Below are 20,235 nucleotides of genomic sequence, written 5' to 3' on the forward strand. Positions count from 1 at the left end.
CGCAAGACGGAACGCAGTGATAGGCTTGTGGGTCAGAACCTATTAATGCAGATCGGATGAAACCCGTTCGTCCGACCGCCCGCCGCCGAGAGCAAGCTGTGACCCAAATGATACTGACCATGAACAAGGCCCGTGCCTGGGGCGTCCACGCCGTCACCGCCAGTGGCGTGATCCTCGGCCTGCTCGCGTTGCTCGCCGTGATCGATGGCAACCCCAAGCAGTGTCTGCTGTGGCTGGGCATGGCGCTGCTGGTCGATGGCCTGGATGGCACCCTGGCGCGGCGTTATGACGTCAAGGGTGTGCTGCCGCACTTCGATGGCTCGACCCTGGATCTGGTGATCGATTACCTCACCTACGTATTTATCCCGGCGATCTTCGTTTACCGCTTTATCCCGCTGCCTGAATACACCCTGCTGCTGTCGGTTGGCTTGATTCTGCTGTCCTCGCTGTTCTGCTTCTGCAACGTCAACATGAAGAGCAAGGACAACTACTTCGTCGGCTTCCCCGCTGCCTGGAACGTGGTGGTTGTGTACTTCTATCTGCTCGACTTCGGCCCCTGGCTGACCTTCGGCACCATCCTGCTGTTGTCCGCCCTGACCCTGACCCGTATGAAGTTCCTGCACCCGTTCCGGGTCAAGGAGCTGATGCCGCTGAATATCGGCGTGACCATGGTCTGGATGCTCGCCTGCGCGGCGCTGATTGTGCAGTTCCCACAACAATCGCTGGCTCTGACGGTGCTCTGGCTGGCCGCTTCGGCCTACTTCGTCGGTATCTGCGTGTGGCGCACTGCGCGTGAATGGCTCGCCTGAGCCGCTAAGCGCGACAGCACTGCCCGCTGCCGATGCCGTCTCACTCGCCGCCGAGGTGAGTGCCGAGAAACCCTGGTTCGTCTACCTGGTGCGCGCGCAGAACGGCGCACTGTATTGCGGGATCAGTGATGACCCGCAGCGGCGCTTCCTCCAACATCAGCGGGGCAAGGGCGCGCGCTTTTTCTATTCCAGCCCGGCCATGGCCCTGGTGTATGTCGAAGCCTGTGCCGGCAAAGGCGAGGCGTTGCGCCGTGAGCGGGCGATCAAGCGCCTGGGCAAACCCGCCAAAGAAGCGCTTATTCCGGCCAGTGATACGCTGCTATCAGGCTGAGCCGGTGGGCGCGTGTGGGGGAGCCAGGTAAGCTGGTGTTTTCCTTGCTGCGGAGCCCACCATGCATGAGTTGATCCTGCACCATTACCCCACCTCGCCGTTTGCCGAAAAGGCGCGTCTGCTGTTGGGCTTCAAGCAGCTGTCGTGGCGCTCGGTGACCATCCCGCCGATCATGCCCAAGCCAGACCTCACCGCGCTGACCGGTGGCTACCGCAAGACCCCAGTGCTGCAAGTGGGCGCCGATATCTATTGCGACACCGCGCTGATCGCCCGTCGCCTGGAAGCCGAAAAGGCCACCCCAACGCTGTTCCCCGAAGGCCAGGCTTTCAATGTCGCCAGTTTCGCCCAGTGGGCCGATTCGGTGGTGTTTCTGCACGCGGTGAGCCTGGTGTTCCAGCCAGAGTCTATCGCCGCGCGCTTTGGCAAGGCACCGCCGGAATTTCTCAAAAGCTTTATCGCCGACCGCTCGACGCTGTTCAACGGTGGCCTGGCCACTCGTCTGCCGGCTGAGATCGCGCGTCACCAGTGGCCTGCGCTGATGGCGCGTTTGCAGCAGCAATTGGCGACCCAGAGCGGTGACTACCTGTTCGGTGAGCCGTCGCTGGCCGACTTCGCCATGGCCCACCCGCTGTGGTTTCTGCGCGGCACGCCGGTGACCGCGCCGCTGGTTGATGACTACCCGGACGTTGCCGCCTGGCTGGCCCGAGTGCTGGGGTTTGGCCATGGCTCGGCGAGTGAAATGAGCGGCGAAGACGCGGTCAGCGTGGCCCGCGAGGCGACCCCCGCGGCGCTGCCGGAGGAAGCCTTCAGCGACCCGAACGGTTTCAGCGCCGGTCAGGCGGTGGCGATTTCCGCTGTCGATTACGGCGTGGATGCGGTGGAGGGTGAGCTGCTGTTCGCCGGCACCGAGTCGCTGATCCTGCGCCGCGAAGACCCGCGAGCCGGCACCGTGCATGTGCATTTCCCGCGTATGGGCTTTCGTATCGAAGCGCGTTAATCGCTACGCTATCAAGCTCGCGGCTAAAGCCCCTCCCACAGACTGTATAACCCTGGGAGGGGCTTCAGCCGCGACAGCAGTAGGGTGAATGACGCTCTTTTCATCCACCATCGTTTTCGCCGCTTGGTGGACGGGTGAGGCGTCGTCCACCCTACTACCGCCAGCGTTAACGCTGATCCGGCAGCAGGAAGTTGCCGGTTTGCCCGCCTTCGAGCGTAGGGGTTTCGGCTTCATCCTTCAGATCCACGCCCGAGAGCTGGCGGCGGCAGGCTTCGCGCATCAGGTACATCAGGCGAAAGGTCGCCATGCCGTAGCTCAGGCCTTCCAGACGCACGTTGGAGATGCAGTTGCGGTAGGCGTCGTTTAGCCCAACGCGCGGCGCGTAGGTGAAGTACAGGCCCAGGCTGTCGGGTGAGCTGAGGCCGGGGCGTTCGCCGATCAGAATCACCGTCATCTTCGCGCCCAGGCGCTCGCCGACCTCGTCTGCCACGGCGACGCGGCCTTGTTCCACCAATGAAATCGGCGCCAGGCTCCAGCCTTCGGCGGTCACCTGTTCGAGCAGGCGTTCGAGAAACGGCAGGCTGTGGCGGTGTACGGCGAGCGACGACAAACCGTCGGCGATGACGATGGCCAGGTCCTTGCCGGTGCCATGTTGCGCCGCGTAGGTATCGAGCTGGGCGCCAGAGTCGGCGTGCAGGCGGCGGCCCAGATCCGGGCGCTGTAGATAGGTGTGGCGATCTTCGGCTGCGCTGCGCAGGTGCAGGGTGTCGAGGCCGCGTTGTTGCAGGGCGTCGCTCAGGGGCTTGGCGTCGAAGGGCAGGTGCACCGCATCACGGGCCTGGGCATGGGCAAACTGAAAATCCAGCTGCGCACGGGTCGGCAGGCTGGTGCCGGCGCGGCCCAGGGCGATGCGCGCGGGGGTCAACTGGCGCAGCTGCTGCCAGGGGTTCTCGGTGGCGGGTGGCCGTTCGGACATGGGAGCCTCGTTACGCAAACGTGAGCGGGTCAGTTGAGGTGAGCCAGGGCCTGGCGGAACGCTGCGGGCAGCTCATCGCCCAGGCGCAGTTGGCCGCCTTGCTGGTGCAGGATGTTCATGCGTTGCAACCAGCCCTCGAACTCCGGCGCGGTGCGCAGGCCGAGCACCTGGCGCGCGTAGAGTGCGTCGTGGAAGGAGGTGGTCTGGTAGTTGAGCATCACGTCGTCGGAGCCGGGAATGCCCATGATGAAGTTGATGCCGGCGGTGCCGAGCAGCGTCAGCAGGGTGTCCATGTCGTCCTGATCGGCTTCGGCATGGTTGGTGTAGCAGATGTCGCAGCCCATGGGCACACCGAGCAGCTTGCCGCAGAAGTGATCCTCCAGGCCGGCGCGGATGATCTGCTTGCCGTTGTACAGGTACTCCGGGCCGATAAAGCCGACCACGGTGTTGACCAGAAACGGGTTGAAGTGGCGGGCTACGCCGTAGGCGCGGGTTTCGCAGGTTTGCTGGTCGACGCCATGGTGGGCATTGGCCGACAGCGCGCTGCCCTGGCCGGTCTCGAAATACATCAGGTTGTTGCCCTGGGTGCCGCGCTTGAGGCTCAGGCCGGCTTCGTAGCCTTCCTGCAAAATCTTCAGGCTAACGCCGAAACTGGCGTTGGCCGCCTCTGTGCCGGCAATCGACTGGAACACCAGGTCCAGCGGCGCACCGCGCTCGATGGCAGCGATGGAACTGGTGACGTGGGTCAGCACGCAGGATTGGGTGGGGATCTCGTAGCGCTGGATGATCGCATCAAGCATCTCCAGCAAGGCGGTGATCGAACCCATGCTGTCGGTGGCCGGGTTGATGCCGATCATGGCATCGCCGTTGCCATACAGCAGGCCATCGAGAATGCTCGCGGCGATGCCGGCCGGGTCGTCGGTCGGGTGGTTGGGTTGCAGCCGCGTGGACATGCGCCCGCGCAGGCCTTGGGTGTTGCGAAAGCGGGTGACCACACGGATTTTCTGCGCCACCAGGACCAGGTCCTGAATGCGCATGATCTTCGACACCGCCGCGGCCATTTCCGGCGTCAGCCCGGGCGCCAGGTGGCGCAGGCTGGTTTCATCGGCTGCCTCGCCGAGCAACCAGTCGCGCAGCCCACCGACGGTCAGGTGGCTGACCGGAGCGAAGGCGGCGGCATCATGGCTGTCGATGATCAGACGGGTGACTTCATCCTGCTCGTAGGGAATCACCACCTCCTGCAAGAAGTGCTTGAGCGGCACATCGGCCAGGGCCATCTGCGCGGCGGCGCGTTCGGCATCGCTGCTGGCCGCCACGCCCGCCAGAAAGTCACCTGAGCGCGCCGGTGTGGCCTTGGCCATCAGCTCGCGCAGGCTGTCGAAGCGCCAGGTCTGGCCAGCGATGGTGTGGGCAAATTGAGCCATCAGTCATTCTCCTGTGGCGGCCACCACCGGGGTGGCCGCTTGGGGCAAATCAGCGCAGCGAACGCTCGGCGGCCTGGATCGCAGCGAACTCTTCCTCAGGTGTGCCCGAGACCAGGTGGTGACGGCTGTACAGGGCGAAGTAGGCAATGAACAGCGCATAGATGATGGCTGCACCGATCACCACCCGTGGGTCGACCAAAAAGCCCGCCACCAGTGCTACCGCCGCCAGTACCAGGGCCACGCTCGAAGTTGCTACACCACCAGGGGTGCGATAGGGGCGCGGCATGTCCGGACGACGCACGCGCAGGGTGATGTGCGCAGCCATCATCAACACATAAGACAGCGTTGCACCGAATACCGCCACCAGAATCAGCAGGTCACCCTGGCCACTCAGTGACAAACCAAAGCCGATAATGCCAGGCACGATTAATGCCATAACCGGCGCCTTGTTGCGGTTGGTCAGTGACAGGCTGCGGGGCAGGTAGCCGGCGCGCGACAGGGCGAAGATCTGCCGCGAGTAGGCGTAGATGATCGAGAAGAAGCTGGCAATCAAGCCTGCCAAGCCCACCAGGTTGACGAACTGGCTCATCCAGGTAGAGCCGCCGTAAACCTTGACCAGCGATTCCACCAGCGGGTTACCGGATGCGACCAGCGATTGCGCACCGGCTGCACCAGGACCGACCAGCAGGATCAGCCCGGCGAACGCCAGCAGCACCAGCATGGCGCCGATCAGGCCGCGTGGCAGGTCGCGCTGTGGGTCTTTGCTTTCTTCGGCGGCCAGCGGTACGCCTTCAACCGCGAGGAAGAACCAGATGGCGTAGGGCAGCGCGGCCCAGATGCCGAGGTAGCCGAACGGCAGGAAGGCGCTGGCGCCCGTGGCCTCGCTGGCGGGGATGTCGAACAGATTGGCGACCTGGAAATGCGGCGCCATGGCGACGATATAGACGCCCAGGGCAATGGCTGCGACGGCCGTGATGGCGAACATCAGCTTCAGCGCTTCACCGGCGCCGAGAATATGGATGCCGATAAACACCACATAGAACACCAGGTAGATGATCCAGCCACCGATACCGAACAGCGACTCGCAATAGGCACCGATAAAACAGGCGATGGCCGCCGGCGCGATGGCGTATTCGATCAGAATCGCCGTGCCGGTGAGGAAACCGCCCCAGGGGCCGAAGGCCGTGCGGGTGAAGCCGTAGCCACCGCCGGCGGTGGGGATCATCGAGGACAGTTCGGCCAGGGAGAAGCACATGCACAGGTACATGGTCGCCATCAGCAGCGTGGCGATAAACATGCCGCCCCAGCCGCCTTGCGCCAGGCCGAAGTTCCAGCCGGCGTAGTCGCCGGAAATCACATAGGCCACGCCGAGGCCTATCAGCAGAATCCAGCCGGCTGCGCCTTGCTTGAGTTGCCGGTTGGCAAAGTACTCGGCGTTGACCGTCTCAGTTGCCACACCGGCCTGGGCGGGTGTGGTCAGTGTCTCTTTGGACATTCAAGTCTCCTTCACGCCCCACTGCGGTGCAGTGAGGCGCTGCGTTAAGGGGGTGGCTATCGATGGCAGATCAGAAGAAGCCCAGCGGGTTGATGTCGTAGCTGATCAGCAGATTCTTGGTCTGCTGATAGTGGTCGAGCATCATCTTGTGGGTCTCACGCCCGACCCCGGACTTTTTGTAGCCGCCAAAGGCAGCGTGCGCCGGGTACAGGTGGTAACAGTTGGTCCACACGCGACCGGCCTTGATCGCCCGGCCCATGCGGTAGGCGCGGTTGATGTCGCGGGTCCACAGGCCGGCGCCGAGGCCGAACTCGGTGTCGTTGGCAATCGCCAGGGCTTCGGCTTCGTCCTTGAAGGTGGTGATGCCGACCACCGGGCCAAAGATCTCTTCCTGGAACACGCGCATCTTGTTGTTGCCCTTGAGCAGGGTCGGCTGGATGTAATAACCGCTGGCCAGGTCGCCTTGCAGGCGCTCGGCCGCGCCGCCGGTGAGCAGCTCGGCGCCTTCCTGCTGGGCGATTTCCAGGTAGCTGAGGATCTTGTCGTACTGCTGCTCGGAGGCCTGGGCGCCGACCATGGTTTCGGTGTCCAGCGGGTTGCCGCGCTTGATCACCTTGATCTTCTTCATCACCTCGACCATGAAGGCGTCGTAGATCGACTCCTGCACCAGCGCCCGCGACGGGCAGGTGCACACCTCGCCCTGGTTGAAGAACGCCAGCACCAGGCCTTCGGCGGCTTTTTCGATAAACTCCGGCTCGGCGTTCATGATGTCTTCGAAGAAGATGTTCGGCGATTTGCCGCCCAGCTCCACGGTCGACGGAATGATGTTCTCGGCAGCGCACTTGAGAATGTGCGAGCCCACCGGGGTGGAGCCGGTAAAGGCAATCTTGGCAATGCGCTTGCTGGTGGCCAGGGCCTCACCGGCTTCGCGGCCGTAGCCTTGCACCACGTTGAGCACGCCCGGCGGCAGCAAGTCGCCAATCAGCTCCATCAGCACGGTGATCGACAGCGGGGTCTGCTCGGCGGGCTTGAGCACGATGCAGTTGCCGGCGGCCAGGGCTGGGGCGAGTTTCCAGGCGGCCATCAGCAGTGGGAAGTTCCACGGGATGATCTGCCCGACCACACCCAACGGCTCGTGGAAGTGATAGGCGGCGGTGTGTTCGTCGATCTCGGCGGCGCTGCCTTCCTGGGCGCGGATGCAGCCGGCGTAGTAACGGAAGTGGTCAGCGGCCAGGGGCACGTCGGCGTTGAGGGTTTCGCGCACGGCCTTGCCGTTGTCCCAGGTTTCGGCCACGGCCAGCAGTTCGAGGTTGGCTTCGATACGGTCGGCGATTTTCAGCAGCACCATGGCGCGGTTCTGCACGCTGGTCTTGCCCCAGGCATCGGCGGCCGCGTGGGCGGCGTCGAGGGCGAGGTCGATATCCGCGGCATCGGAACGCGGGAATTCGCCGATCACCGAGGCATCCACCGGGCTGGTGTTGGTGAAGTACTGGCCACCCACTGGGGCGACGAACTCACCGTTGATGTAGTTGCCATAGCGCGGCTTGAGGGTGACGACAGCGCCTGCGGTACCTGGTTTGGCATAGATCATACGAATTCTCCCAGCGACAGTTTTTGTAGTTGTAGGGTGAGCCGGTATAGGCACGGGACTCAGCCGAAGCATGAGCCGAATTCATCTGGCCGACTTGACGCTGGGCGAGGTGGGCTGTCCTGCAAAGTCAAATTTCGCACCTGGCTATCGCCGCGCGGCGATGGGTCGAATAGCGCGCTGTTTCGGTGCGAGTGTTTCCGAATGACTCGTTTTAGGGCTCTCACAAAACGGGCATCGCGGGCCAAGGCGGTGCATGGGCCTGCTTATGGCGCAAGATAGGGCGGCGTGCTTCTTGCTTCGTGTCATGGATTGTTACGAAGGGGGCACCCATGAGCTTCGTTATCGCACCGCCCAATGCCTCGGGCGGTCTGTCATCCCTGGCCGGCGGGCAATCCAATACCGGTGTGTTGGCCGCCGCGGCCAGTGGCCTGTGCAGTTTTATTGAAAAGCATGGCGGTGACCCGGACCGTGTTCTCGGGGTGTCCGGTATCGACCCGGAATCGCTGCGCCACCCAACCCTGAGCCTGGCGCTGCCCAATTATTGCCAGGTGCTTGAGGAAGCGTCGCGCCAGTCCGGCTGCGACAATTTCGGCCTGTATTACGGGCAGCAGTTCAAGCCCCAGGCGTTGGGCCTGCTCGGTTATATCGGGCTGTGCTCAGCGACCGTCGAGCAGGCGCTGATCAACTTCGCGCGGGCCTTTCCCCTGCATCAGCGCAACAGCCTGATTCGCCTGGTGGACGAGGGCGAGTGCTACCGCTTCGATTATCAGGTGCGCCATGGCGCCATCCTCTGCCGCCGTCAGGACGCCGAGTTGACCCTGGGCATGGTGCTTAATCTGGTCCGTCATGTACTGGGCCACCAATGGGCGCCGCGCGCCGTGCACTTCGAGCCCCCGCGCCCGGAGCACTGGCAGGACCACTGCAAACTCTTCGATGCACCGGTGTATTTCGAGCAACCGTTCAACTCGCTGGTGATCCCCAAACGCGGCCTGAATCGCGCCATGCCGCAGAGCGATCCGGTGTTGCTGCTGGTCATGCAGGACTCCCTCAGCCAGCTCAGCAGCCTGAGCGGTCGCGGCGAGCGTGGCGTGGTCGATGAGGTGCGTGAGCAGATTCGCCAGCAACTGCTGCTGGGCGAGCCGGTGCTGGAACAGGCCGCCGAGCAACTGGGCATGAGCAGCTGGTCCCTACAGCGCAGGCTGCGCGAGGAGGGACTGAACTTCTCCACAGTGGTGGACAAGTTGCGCTGCGAGCTGGCAACCCATTATCTGCGCCAGCACCAGCTGCCCATTTCCAACCTGGCGCCGTTGCTCGGCTATTCAGAAGTCAGCGCCTTCTCGCGCGCCTTTCGCCGCTGGTTCGGCGTCAGCCCCCGACAGTGGCGACATGACAGCGATGGCGTGGGCCGTCCGCAGCGCACGCACTGAGGCGCTTACGGCGGCGATGCCGCTTGAGTAGGAGCGAAGGGGGCGCCTAGTCTTTATTCGCGATAAATCTTGAAAGCGCTGAAAGCATCGCGGCTAAAGCCCCTCCTACGCGACCTAGCCTTACGCTCTGCGTCCGTTGTAGCGAGACGCGGAGCGTCTCTGGCTGCATGCCCACGGGGGCGGTTCGACGTGGGGACGATCAAAGCCCTTGGCGTACTCAGTCCTTGCGGCGTTTGAGCTGATCGGTCAGCTGGGTTGGCAGGTTGCGAATGGTCAGGGTGTCTGACGCCTCGTCGTATTCGACCTTCGAGCCCAGCAGGTGTGCCTCGAAGCTGATCGACAGACCCTCGGCGCGGCCGGTGAAGCGGCGGAACTGGTTGAGGGTGCGCTTATCCGCGGGGATTTCCGGCGACAGGCCGTAATCCTTGTTGCGGATATGCTCGTAGAAGGCCCGTGGGCGTTCTTCGTCTATCAGCCCTGAAAGTTCTTCCAGGCCCATGGGTTCGCCCATTTTTGCCTGGCTGCTGGCGTAATCGACCAGGGTCTTGGTCTTCTCGCGGGCCGACTCCTCCGGCAGGTCCTCGCTCTCCACGAAATCGCTGAACGCCTTGAGCAGGGTGCGGGTTTCGCCCGGGCCGTCGACGCCTTCCTGGCAGCCGATAAAGTCGCGGAAGTACTCCGAGACCTTCTTGCCATTCTTGCCTTTGATAAAGGAGATGTACTGCTTGGAGGTGGCGTTGTTGCGCCACTCGGAGATGTTGATCCGTGCGGCCAGGTGCAGCTGGCCGAGGTCCAGGTGCTTGGCCGGAGTCACGTCCAGCGCATCGTTCACCGCCACGCCGTCGCTATGGTGCAGCAGGGCGATGGCCAGGTAATCGGTCATGCCTTGCTGGTAATGGGCGAACAGCACATGGCCGCCGGTGGACAGGTTGGATTCTTCCATCAGCTTCTGCAGCTGCTCCACGGCCTTACGGCTAAAGGTGGCGAAGTCCTGACCTTCGTCCAGGTAGTGCTTCAACCAGCCACTAAACGGGTACGCCCCGGATTCCTCATGGAAAAACCCCCAGGCCTTGCCCTGCTTGGCGTTATAGCTCTCGTTGAGGTCGGCAAGCATGTTCTCGATGGCCTGCGACGCCGCCAGTTCGGTATCACGGGCGTGCAGCACGGCAGGCGTGCCGTCGGGCTTCTTGTCGATCAGGTGGACGATGCAGTGGCGGATCGGCATGGCGGTCTCGGGGGCAAGTCAAACAGGGGCGCAGTTTACCCGAAGCGGGTGATGGATTCCGGGGCTGGGCGTGGATCTATCCGTGAAAAGCGCTGGAGATCATGAAGCAGGTCGCGGCTAAAGCCCCTCCCACGGGCGTTCGTGATACCCGTGGGAGAGGCTTTAGCCGCGATGAGTTTTTACTGTCGCCGTTGCTGCAGCGTGCGCAGCCGTTCGATCACATAGCGCAGGTGCATGTGCAGCTCGTACCACTCGTTGGATTAGGACAGCGGCACGTCGATCTTGGCCAGCTCGTCTTTCAGCCTCTCGGCAAACTGGCAGTAGGCGCTGCTCTGGGTGCCGGTCGCCAGGCTGGCACTCATATGAGTACGCGGGGCATGCAGGCATCCTAATGGCTGCGATGGGGCGAATAGAACGCACAACGCGAGGCACTTGGCAGGTCGTTTATCAACGGCCTGTTAACCCTGACGGTAGGGCGGCGGTGTGTTGCACAGGCGGGCGACCAGCTCAGGTAGCGCACGCATGTCATCGAACACCTGCTCAACGCCAAGCTGTCGCAGCACCTCGCCATGCTCGGGCGGAATATGGCTGGCACCGAGAAAGCCCAACACACGCATGCCTGCGGTCAGCGCTGCCGTGGCGCCCGTGGTGCTGTCCTCGATCACCAGGCAGCGCGCAGGCTCGACGCCCGCGCTTTGCGCTGCCAGCAGATACACATCCGGCGCCGGTTTGGGCCGCGCCACCTGCTCGGCGGTGAATAGCCCTCGGTTGACCCGCTCCGTCAGCGCGCAGCGGCGCAACGCGCGCTCCACCGCCGCAAGATGACTGTTGGACGCCACCGCCAGAGGCAGCTCGATGGCCATCAGTGCCTCCCGCGCGCCGGGGATCACCGCCACCTCGTCACGCAACAGCGCCTCGGTACGCGCCTGCAACTCGGCGCGAAAGGCCTCGGGCAACTGCACGTCAAAGTGCCGCTCAACCCGCGCGAGAATATCGCGCCCCTGCAAGCCGAAGGTGCCGGCCAGCACCTGCAGCACCTCATCCTTGGGAAAGCGCAGGATCAGCGCCTCATGCAGCACACGTTCGGCGATGATTTCGCTGTCGATCAACACGCCGTCGCAGTCACTGATCAACAGGTCGATATGGGCGTTGGCTGGGCTGGGCATTGCACCTCCTGGGCAGAATTTCATCGGCAGTCTAACGCAGCTAAATGAGCGGGCAGGCTACCGCGCGCGGGTTTGCCTGCCAGCGGCGGACAAAACAAGGTCGGCGCCTGAACCGACGAGTGCCCCCCCCGTATGCGCATTCTCCACACTTCCGATTGGCACCTGGGCCAGCACTTTATGGGTAAGACGCGCCAGGCCGAACATCAGGCCTTCTGTGCCAGGTTGCTTGAACAAGTGGAGCCACTACCAGCGCTGCCGGTGGCCAAGCGGGCATGCATGGGCGGTGGTGGGGCGACAAAGTAGAAGAGGGCAGCGATCAAGGCGGCTACTACGGACACGATCCTCAGGTCGGTCAACAACCTGATCTTTAGGCCGCGCAGGGTTCTTCGCGGTGCAGTTCCTTGGCCGTGCTCTGAGTGCTTAAAGATTAACCGTCCGGCGCCTTTTTCGCCTGTTGCCCCTGTGCACCTGCGTCGTGCGGGGTTGTACTCGGCACCCGATTTAGAGCGGAAACGAAGCGTCAGACAGCTTTATAAGCTTCTGGAACGCGTTTTTCAGGGTTTCCCTATAGCGAATTCGTCTTTATGGGCAATGAAGGCATTGTGATATCAATATTCTGGCGTCAATAAAACGAATAACAACCGACCGTTGCCCCATGACGGTTTAATCTGTTCCGCGGTCTGTCAGGGATGCTCTTCCGTGGTTTCGCTCTAACCCGGCTGTAGCGGGTTGAACGTAGGAAGGTGGCCTATGCCCCGAACCCTGCTCTATGTAGCGGTAGCCCTGCTTGCCTCAGGTGCCACGCTTGCATTTTTACTGCACGAGCCTTCACCGGCCAACGTCGCTGTTCTTCCTTCTGGTCCGTTACCTCCAGCCCTGGCTGCTCCAGCGCCGGCCACTGGTTTGCTGCCCTCCAAACCGTTGGTTGCCGCAGCGGGTATGGTCGCGAGCACGCCACGCAAAGACGTAACGGTACAAGCAGCTGCACCGGCTGACGACGTGATTGAGCTTTGGGACAGCCGTTCGCTGGTGCCCGAGCAGCAAGACGAAATGACCCTGTACCGCACCCATATGCCGGTTTCCGCCCTGGGCTCTCTGGCCGTCGGCAAGACCCTGCAACTGGCCGTGCCTGGTCGTAAAAAACCGCTACGCGCCACGTTGGACGAGACCCACAACACCGGTGCCGCAGTTTGGATCGGGTCGGTGCAAGGGGGGCAGCCGGAAGACTCGCTGATCGTCGTGCGCGGGCAATTGGAGACCCATATCACCCTGGCGACCCGCGATAAGACCCTGTCGTTTGTGGTGGACAACGCCACCGGCAGCACGCTGATGACCGACCAGAACGAGCTGCTGATGCGTGCCACCCCGGACGCCCTTGTTACACCTGAATCCACGCCGTTGCAGCCGCTGCCACCGCCAACCCGCGGCTGAGCGCTACAGGATTAGAAACCATGCAAAAACTATTCGTCTGCCTGGCCATGCTCTTGCTGGCCCCGTTGACTCAAGCTGCCACCGAACCGCGCACCGTCGATCTGCTGGTGCTCTACACCAAAGAGGCGCAAGCCCTGCCTAATGGGCGTGACATTGACGCGCGCATCGCCAGCTACATCGAATTTGCCAACAACGCGTTCAAAAAGAGCAACGTCAATCTGCGTCTGCGTTTGGTCAACCGGCAACTGCTGAGCTGGGCCAGCTACCCGACCATATCCGGCAAAGATTTGTCTGCGTTCGCCGCCGACCCACGGGTACAGCAACTGCGTGAAACCTACGGCGCCGACGTGGTGCAACTGATCAGCCGTACCCAAGTGGGCCAGGGCTATGGTGTGTGCGGCATTGGCTACGTGCTCTCCGGGCCGAAGAACGGCGGTACGTTCCTGAATGGCGCCTGGGCCAGTGCCTACGGCATCACCGGCGTGGATTGCAGCCTGAGCACCATGGCTCACGAGATCGGTCACAATCTGGGGCTGCGTCACTCGTACGAGCAGGACCAAACCGAGGGTTACTACACCTACCTGGCCCGCGGCATTCACCAAGGTACCTATGAATGGGGCCGCGGCTACGGTGTGCAGGGTCGTTTCGCGACCATCATGGCCTACCCCCAGGTGTTTAATGCGTCGGTGCAGGCGCCGTTGTTTTCCAGCCCAGCCCTGGTCGACAGTACCTGTGCCAACCAGGCGTGTGGCCGTGCCAGCTCTGCTGACGCCGCTCGTGCGCTAAACGACATGGCCGCACAGATCGCCGCACTGCGTCCGACTAAAGTGCCCGAAACGGTCAACCCCACCAGTAAACCGACCACGCCCACTAAACCAACCACACCAACCCCGCCCGTAAAGCCGCCGGTTACGGCTTGGTGCGATAAACCTGCACTCAAAAGCCTGGTAGCTAATGGTGAGTTCCGCACCTTGGATGGATGGAAAACCCTGCTTAATGTGGCCAAGCTGAGCCAACTGAACGTCGGCAAAAACTGCCGTGATGACGCGTTGCAATTCGCCCTGCCGGCTGGCCGCGACGATATGCTCGCCACCTCTGTCGGCGCGCTCAATGTTGGCGCCACCTACCGCTTGAAAGCCAAGGTCATGCTCAAGGGCACCAACGTGCGCGGCAACCTGTACCTGGGCATGGTCCATGAGGGAAACGCCGGTATCAGCTACAGCAACGCCAACGGCGTGATCAAGTCGGTGACCAGCAGCGAGTTCACGCCCATCGACATGACCTTTATCTACCAGCCGCCACCCAGCGTCATCCGTAACACCTACCTGGGCCTATTAAGCATCAACCGTTTGGGTGTGCTACTGGATGAAGTCCAGCTCAGCGAAGTGACGCCCACCACCGCGATCACGCCGGTTACGCCAGCGGCATTCAGTTGGACGTTCGACAGCGCGATCGGGGAATGGAGCGGCTTCTACGGCAGCAATCGGCTCACCGCGCTGGCGAAGACCGGTAAGTCGCTGGAGGTTTACGCGCGTAAGGCCAATGGCACTGGCGCTAGCCTGTTGCTAGCCGGCAAGGTGCAGCCAGGCTTGTCGTATCGCTTTAGCGCTGACGTGATGGTAAGCCGTACTGCCAGCGTCGCTGCGCTGTCGTATGCCTACCTCTACCTTGAAGACACGTCCGGCAATGCGCGTACGCTGTCACTAGGTATGGTGAATACCAAGGGCGGCGTTTGGAGCAAGTTGCAGCAGAGCTTCCAGGTGCCGACCGGTACTTATCGACGCATGGAACTGCTGCTGCTTGGTACTCGCCCAGACCAATCGCTGTACCTGGATAACATCAAACTTAACCGGCTCTAGCCGAAAAAAAACCTGGTGCCCGTGGTTGGGGCGCCAGGTTTTTTGCCTTCGGTTAATGCGCCGAATAGGGTGAAGTCTGCGCGCGACGGCTGCGAATATAGTCCAGCGCCGCCAAGGCCAGCAGCAGGCCCACGGCGTACCAGGCGTCGTTACCCAGGGCGATCATCACCAGGGCACAGAGCAGCGCGCTAAACGCCGCCACCCACCGCCACATCCCTTTTAACAGCACCCAACCAGCGGCCATGCTGAACAGATAAATCAGCACAAAGTTGCCATTGGCGTAACGGATGAGTTGGTCCACCGACAGTTGCATCACCGCTGCCAAGCTAGCGCACAGGGCGCAGATAATCACGACCAGCAACAAGGCGCGAGCCGGCACACCGTGATGGTTGCGCTGGGCCAGCGGGCGCGGCAATTTGCCTTCATCGGCCAGGCTCCAGATCAACCTCGCAAAGCCCTGTAAATAGACATTCATCGAAGCAAAGCAGGCCAAGTAGCCGATCAGCGCACTGAGCCAAAGGGCCTTGGCGCCGAACAGTTGGTCGAGCATACGCGGCAGGGACGCGGCATCGGTCTGCACATCGCCGTAGGCATGAAAGCTCAACACCGCCAGCGAACAGGCCCAATACACCAGCCCAGCGAGCAACACGCCGAGCAGCAGGGCGAGGGGAAAATCACGTTTCGGGTGTTTGAATTCTTCGCCCATATGGGTAAAGGCCTCGATGCCGACAAAGCACCAGAACATCACCCCCAGCGCCGCCGGCAGCAGGTGCCAGGAGCCGCTGATTGTGGGCAATAACGGCTGTTTGCTGCTGGGTAGATCGCCAAACCACCAGATCAGCGCGATGGTGCCGATAATCGCCACGGCGATAGCGCCCTGGATCAAGCCAGAAGCCTTGGCCGGGCGTTGGCCAAGTAACAGGATCGCCGCCAGGGTGGCCAGTTGAATAATCAGAGCTTGTCCGTGGCTGAGGGTGAACAGCGCCTGCCAGAAGCCGCTGGCGATACTCAGCGCTGCCGGCAAACCCACCGGCAGCACGGCGAGGAATAGCCATGCACTGATGCGCTCCATACGTGAGCCAAAGGCACGGCCAATCAGGTGCGGTGCGCCACCGGCATGGGGGAAGTGGCGGCCCAGTTGGGCAAAGGTAAACGCCACCGGCAGTACCAGGGTGATCAGTAACATCCAGGCCCATAACGAAGCCTCGCCCGCTGCAGTTGCTGCTAGTGCTGGGATGACGAAAATTCCGGTGCCAAGCAGTGAGGTACTCAGCAGGCCAATCCCTTGCAGCAGGCCCAGTTCCTGGTTCAGACGACTCATGTTGTATGCTCTGGTGATTTGCCGACTATGGTAAGGCGCAGCCCTGTAAAGCACTGCTGTTGAAGCGTCGGCGTTACCCAGCAAAGTGACGGTATTAGCCGTCGAATTACCTCGGATCTACTCGCAGGCTGCAGCGCTTCGGCTAAACGGCGTTGAAAACTGCCTCGGAATGCTCATTTACAACACGTAAACTGCGCTTCCTCGGCTTCTTTGCCACCGTTTATCGCTAGCTAGCCTCTGAGCAGATCCTTATTGTCGAGAAAGCCCCGTGGACAAGTTTGATCAGCAGATACTCGCCCTGTTGCGTGCCGATGCGCGCTTACCTGTCAGCCAGATTGCGCGCGAGGTTAATCTGTCGCGTTCGGCGGTCAGTGAACGGATTCGTCAGCTGGAAGAGGCTGGTGTGATCAGTGGCTATCATGCTCACGTCGCAATGCCGGGCGAAGCGGCGATCAAGGTCTATCTGGAGCTGTTCTATAGCGGTGGGCGTTGCGAGCACTACGTCGAGTTAATGCAGGTATTCCCGGAAGTACGCCGTTGCAGCGGAATCAGCGGCGAGACTGACATGCTGGTGTATATCGAAGCGCCATCAATGCTGCGTTTCAGCGAAGTGCGCGGTGAGATCGAGAACTTCCCCGGCATGCAGAAGGTGAAGACCCATATGGTGGTCAAGGATTGGCAGTTTTGACTCAGCCCATACGCATTCTGCACACCTCCGACTGGCACCTCGGCCAGCACTTTATGGGCAAGACTCGCCAGGCCGAGCACCAAGCCTTTTGTACCTGGCTGATCGAGCAGGTGCGCGAGCAGGCGATCGATGCCGTGCTGATCGCCGGTGATATTTTCGACACCGGCGCGCCGCCCAGTTATGCCCGTGAGCAGTACAACCGCTTTATCGTCGAGCTGCGCGCCAGCGGCTGTGCACTGGTGGTGCTGGGTGGCAACCATGATTCGGTGGCCATGCTCGGTGAAAGCAAAACGCTGCTGGCGCAGCTCGGCACCCGCGTGATTCCCGGTGTGTGTGAGCAGCTTGAGGAGCAACTGCTGGTGCTGCATACGCGTGATGGCGCGCCGGGGGCGATTCTTTGCGGCATCCCCTTTATTCGTCCGCGCGATGTGTTGCTCAGCCAGGCCGGGCAGAGCGCCCAGGATAAGCAGCTGTCTTTGCAGCAGGCTATTCAGAAGCACTACCAGAATTTGTATGCCCTGGCGGTCGCCAAACGCGCCGAGTTGGGCGCCGAGCTGCCGATTATCGCCACGGGGCATCTGACCACCGTCGGCGCCAGTGCCAGCGACTCGGTACGGGAAATCTACGTCGGCAGCCTCGAAGCCTTCCCCACCAATGCCTTTCCGCCAGCTGCCTACATCGCCCTGGGGCATATCCACCGGCCGCAGAAAGTCGCGGGGCTGGAGCACATCCGCTACAGCGGCTCACCCATCGCCCTGAGCTTCGACGAGGCCAAACAGCAAAAAGAAGTGCTGCTGCTGGAGTTTGCCGCCAGCACGCTGCAGTCCGTCACACCGCTGGCCGTGCCCTGCTTTCAACCCCTGGCCAGCCTGCGCGGCTCGCTCAAGGAGCTGGCCGCGAGCATCGCCACCCAAGCCAGCCTGGGCACACCTGAACGGCCCGTGTGGCTGGAAATCCAGGTCAGCACCGACGACTACCTCAACGACCTGCAAAGCCATATCAACACGCTCTGCGAAGGGCTGCCCGTTGAAGTGCTGCGCATCCGCCGAGAGCGCGGCACCAGCGCCGCCAACCTCGCCAGCAGCGCCCGCGAAACCCTGGATGAACTGACCGCCGAAGACGTCTTCACCCGCCGCCTGCAACTCGAACAGCTGGACGATGCCGACACTCAGCGCTTGCAAGGGCTTTATCGGGAAGTGCTGGAGGGGTTGGACAGGATTTAGGCTGAGGCGAAGTACGCAGCCTGATTCATCCCAGTAAACCGCCCGCGGAACCCGGATTACGCCTATGGCTAATCCAGGCTACGGTGTAATTGCCAGTTGCCAGCATGCTGTCGGGTTGGTGTATAACATGCCAAACACCCCACAGATGGCCTGTAACCTGCGGCCTAGACAGAGGTAGTGAGGGAGGGCAGGAATGTTATACACCACGCCCGTTCGGGGAGTTATACACCAGTTGGTGTCTATTTATAGTTAGATTTTTATGCCAACCCAGAAGAAACTTGATTCGTATAAAGGCAAATTATCTGCATCAGAAATTGCAGCCGGCATGAACGCAGCCAACGCAAACGCCATGCGTTTAGCTAACGATGCTCAGAAGCTGCTGGAGACAGGAAGCTTTCCAACTGCGGCATCGCTCGCAGCCCTATCGATTGAGGAGTCCGGAAAGGTTTCAATCCTACGCCAACTCTCAACGGCCAGTACCGCAGAAGAAATCAAAGCAAGTTGGAAAAACTATCGCTCTCATACCAGCAAGAATGCCCAGTGGTTACTTCCTGAGCTTGCAATAAAAGGGGCAAGGAAACTAGAAGACCTTCGCCCTCTCTTCGATGAAGGAGCAGAGCATCCCTTCATCCTTGATCAGCTAAAGCAATTAGGTTTTTATACGGATTGCCTAGGGAATAAAAACTGGTCAATACCTAGTATTGTCGTCAACGAAGAGCTCTCCAAATCACTTGTTCAAACAGCAAAACTCCTTGCAGGCAAGAGGGAAGTTACTACAAAAGAAATTGAGTTATGGATTGAACATGTCGGCAAAGCTTCGAAAAACGACTTCAATGCCATGAAAAAGGCCTTGATCACATGGTATGCAGCAATGCAGGATGCTGGGCTCAAAGAAGGCGGGGTCAATTCAATGAAAAATTTTATTGAAAACGGCGTAGCATTCCCAAAAATCTAACAAGTGGTTCAAATCACTCGCTTCGCTCGCTGGGACGGGCTAAAGCCCGCCCCTTAACCAAACGTTATGCACCTTCGGAGTAACACCGTGAAAATCCTGAAGGAACAGAACATCTGCGAATGGAAGAATGTTACCCCTCAGAAACCAGAGAGCGGGTCAAAACTTGGAATCGCATTAAGTACCATAGGGCAGTTACCCATTAACGGGCTAAGGCATAAACCAGAAAATGGTACTAACGGCTGGTACATCTGGTGTGGCACCGAGCTGCCTGACGCTGACGATTTCTTTTCTCCGTTGCATATAGAGCACATCGACAGCTATCTTCCAGAGGTGGCAGGCTACCTTGATCTACCTGCCGGCTACCGCTTTCTTATCGACGGCAATAATTTTGAAGACGTATGGTTTGACTCCGAGTTGCTCAATGCATAACAACTGGTTCAAATCGCTCGCTCCGCTCGCTGGGACGGGCTAAACCCGCCCCTTAACCAAACGTTAGGGAAAACGGAAACCATGACCAGCACAAGTACCTTTATCTCTGATCAGCAACACAAAGAAAATTTGGAATTGCAGCTTTCCATGTCACCGCAGACGCTCGAACAGCTATATGAGTATGGAGTATCTAGCTCGCAAAGCCTGAAACTCGAATATTTCTATTACACCAATGAACAGAATAAGGCTTTATCACTTTCCGAACCTCTAGTAAGCCTTGGCTATACATCAGAATTCCGCCAACTCGAAGACGCCCCCGGAATTTATCTCATTACAGGCTGGAGCACTCCAGTCCAAGCAACGAGCGATAAAATCAATGAATGGACAGCTTACATGTGCTCTTTGGGCTTCAAACATGACTGCGAGTTTGATGGCTGGGGCACTAACCCTGAGCAGTAAACCCTAACAATTGGTTCAAATCGTTCGCTTCGCTCACTGGGACGGGCTAAAGCCCGCCCCTTAACCAAACGTTATGCATATGAATGAATACACCACCACAATGACAATGCTTGCACCTGAGCTGTTAATCCTTGCAGCAGGATTTTCTTTGCTTGGTATTGCATCGTTGATATTTGCAATCAGGCAACGCTCAGCTATTGCCTTTTTATCATTCGCGCTATTCATGCTCTGCGCCATTATAAAACTCACAAAATTCTCAATAATGGCGTTCATTCCAATGCAATGCCCTAATGGCCAGTGCAATCCAACAGAATTCAACCAGCAAATTCTAAATTTCTCGTCACTAATAGAACCTTATTTATTCCTAGCAGCTGCCACTTGCACAATCATTTACATGACCAAAAATAAAGGCATAAACCGTGTGTAAAT

Annotated in this window: 19 protein-coding genes; 12 read left to right on the forward strand and 7 right to left on the reverse strand. The window is 60.4% G+C overall.

The window, feature by feature from the left end; translation table 11 throughout:
- The first annotated feature begins 119 nt into the window (after nucleotides 1-119).
- The 3 genes from pcsA to BMW49_RS07305 all read left to right on the forward strand — a co-directional run bounded on the left by pcsA (nucleotide 120) and on the right by BMW49_RS07305 (nucleotide 2,137).
- Complete coding sequence (pcsA, locus tag BMW49_RS07295; protein WP_371850883.1) at nucleotides 120-809, forward strand: phosphatidylcholine synthase; 690 nt, start codon at nucleotides 120-122, stop codon at nucleotides 807-809.
- Between the two features lie 19 nt (nucleotides 810-828).
- Nucleotides 829-1,140, forward strand: a complete 312-nt coding sequence (locus BMW49_RS07300) for a GIY-YIG nuclease family protein (RefSeq protein ID WP_371850884.1) — start codon at nucleotides 829-831, stop codon at nucleotides 1,138-1,140.
- Nucleotides 1,141-1,201: 61 nt separating this feature from the next.
- On the forward strand, nucleotides 1,202-2,137 hold the full coding sequence (locus tag BMW49_RS07305; protein WP_069520048.1) for a glutathione S-transferase family protein: 936 nt from the start codon (nucleotides 1,202-1,204) through the stop codon (nucleotides 2,135-2,137).
- A gap of 166 nt (nucleotides 2,138-2,303) precedes the next feature.
- Here the strand turns inward: BMW49_RS07305 and eutC are convergent, their stop codons facing one another.
- The 4 genes from eutC to exaC all read right to left on the reverse strand — a co-directional run bounded on the left by eutC (nucleotide 2,304) and on the right by exaC (nucleotide 7,623).
- Nucleotides 2,304-3,113 (reverse strand): ethanolamine ammonia-lyase subunit EutC, encoded by an 810-nt coding sequence (gene eutC / locus BMW49_RS07310; RefSeq protein WP_069520049.1) that lies wholly within the window; start codon nucleotides 3,111-3,113, stop codon nucleotides 2,304-2,306.
- Between the two features lie 29 nt (nucleotides 3,114-3,142).
- Nucleotides 3,143-4,537 carry an ethanolamine ammonia-lyase subunit EutB gene (locus BMW49_RS07315; protein ID WP_069520050.1) on the reverse strand — a complete coding sequence of 465 codons (1,395 nt, stop codon included), beginning with the start codon at nucleotides 4,535-4,537 and terminating at the stop codon, nucleotides 3,143-3,145.
- A gap of 49 nt (nucleotides 4,538-4,586) precedes the next feature.
- The gene (gene eat, locus BMW49_RS07320) at nucleotides 4,587-6,032 is read right to left on the reverse strand and encodes an ethanolamine permease (protein ID WP_069520051.1); all 1,446 of its coding nucleotides are present in this window, start codon (nucleotides 6,030-6,032) and stop codon (nucleotides 4,587-4,589) included.
- A 70-nt stretch (nucleotides 6,033-6,102) separates the two neighbouring features.
- The gene (gene exaC / locus BMW49_RS07325; RefSeq protein ID WP_090390890.1) at nucleotides 6,103-7,623 is read right to left on the reverse strand and encodes an acetaldehyde dehydrogenase ExaC; all 1,521 of its coding nucleotides are present in this window, start codon (nucleotides 7,621-7,623) and stop codon (nucleotides 6,103-6,105) included.
- 329 nt (nucleotides 7,624-7,952) lie between these two features.
- Between exaC and qhpR the strand changes: the two genes are divergently transcribed.
- Nucleotides 7,953-9,050: an AraC-like transcriptional regulator QhpR gene (gene qhpR / locus BMW49_RS07330; protein ID WP_069517779.1), complete on the forward strand. Its 1,098-nt coding sequence runs from the start codon at nucleotides 7,953-7,955 to the stop codon at nucleotides 9,048-9,050.
- 217 nt (nucleotides 9,051-9,267) lie between these two features.
- Here the strand turns inward: qhpR and yejK are convergent, their stop codons facing one another.
- Complete coding sequence (yejK, locus tag BMW49_RS07335; protein ID WP_069517777.1) at nucleotides 9,268-10,275, reverse strand: nucleoid-associated protein YejK; 1,008 nt, start codon at nucleotides 10,273-10,275, stop codon at nucleotides 9,268-9,270.
- A gap of 458 nt (nucleotides 10,276-10,733) precedes the next feature.
- Nucleotides 10,734-11,441, reverse strand: a complete 708-nt coding sequence (locus BMW49_RS07345; RefSeq protein ID WP_069517775.1) for an HAD-IA family hydrolase — start codon at nucleotides 11,439-11,441, stop codon at nucleotides 10,734-10,736.
- Between the two features lie 750 nt (nucleotides 11,442-12,191).
- Between BMW49_RS07345 and bamI the strand changes: the two genes are divergently transcribed.
- Nucleotides 12,192-12,872: a biofilm-associated metzincin protease inhibitor BamI gene (gene bamI, locus BMW49_RS07355; RefSeq protein WP_139133807.1), complete on the forward strand. Its 681-nt coding sequence runs from the start codon at nucleotides 12,192-12,194 to the stop codon at nucleotides 12,870-12,872.
- Nucleotides 12,873-12,892: 20 nt separating this feature from the next.
- Nucleotides 12,893-14,731: a biofilm-associated metzincin protease Mep72 gene (gene mep72, locus BMW49_RS07360; RefSeq protein WP_069517771.1), complete on the forward strand. Its 1,839-nt coding sequence runs from the start codon at nucleotides 12,893-12,895 to the stop codon at nucleotides 14,729-14,731.
- Nucleotides 14,732-14,783: 52 nt separating this feature from the next.
- On the opposite strand, the gene yjeH is transcribed toward mep72, so the two are convergent.
- Nucleotides 14,784-16,052, reverse strand: a complete 1,269-nt coding sequence (gene yjeH, locus BMW49_RS07365; protein ID WP_069517769.1) for an L-methionine/branched-chain amino acid transporter — start codon at nucleotides 16,050-16,052, stop codon at nucleotides 14,784-14,786.
- Nucleotides 16,053-16,320: 268 nt separating this feature from the next.
- Here yjeH and BMW49_RS07370 point away from each other — a divergent pair, with 268 nt between their 5' ends.
- From BMW49_RS07370 to BMW49_RS24475, 6 genes are all read left to right on the forward strand, one after another.
- Nucleotides 16,321-16,740: an Lrp/AsnC family transcriptional regulator gene (locus BMW49_RS07370; RefSeq protein WP_069517767.1), complete on the forward strand. Its 420-nt coding sequence runs from the start codon at nucleotides 16,321-16,323 to the stop codon at nucleotides 16,738-16,740.
- An 8-nt stretch (nucleotides 16,741-16,748) separates the two neighbouring features.
- Nucleotides 16,749-17,963 carry an exonuclease subunit SbcD gene (gene sbcD, locus BMW49_RS07375; protein ID WP_069517796.1) on the forward strand — a complete coding sequence of 405 codons (1,215 nt, stop codon included), beginning with the start codon at nucleotides 16,749-16,751 and terminating at the stop codon, nucleotides 17,961-17,963.
- Between the two features lie 259 nt (nucleotides 17,964-18,222).
- Nucleotides 18,223-18,918, forward strand: a complete 696-nt coding sequence (locus BMW49_RS07380; RefSeq protein WP_069517765.1) for an AbiV family abortive infection protein — start codon at nucleotides 18,223-18,225, stop codon at nucleotides 18,916-18,918.
- 87 nt (nucleotides 18,919-19,005) lie between these two features.
- A complete protein-coding gene (locus tag BMW49_RS07385) occupies nucleotides 19,006-19,347 on the forward strand; it encodes an immunity protein Imm33 domain-containing protein (RefSeq protein WP_244168317.1) in 342 nt (113 codons plus the stop codon).
- A gap of 81 nt (nucleotides 19,348-19,428) precedes the next feature.
- A complete protein-coding gene (locus BMW49_RS07390; RefSeq protein WP_069517761.1) occupies nucleotides 19,429-19,806 on the forward strand; it encodes a ribonuclease E inhibitor RraB in 378 nt (125 codons plus the stop codon).
- Between the two features lie 79 nt (nucleotides 19,807-19,885).
- Nucleotides 19,886-20,233: a hypothetical protein gene (locus BMW49_RS24475; RefSeq protein WP_139133806.1), complete on the forward strand. Its 348-nt coding sequence runs from the start codon at nucleotides 19,886-19,888 to the stop codon at nucleotides 20,231-20,233.
- Nucleotides 20,234-20,235: the final 2 nt, after the last annotated feature.

Source organism: Pseudomonas cuatrocienegasensis (genome assembly GCF_900110925.1).
Taxonomy (GTDB): Bacteria; Pseudomonadota; Gammaproteobacteria; order Pseudomonadales; family Pseudomonadaceae; genus Aquipseudomonas; species Aquipseudomonas cuatrocienegasensis.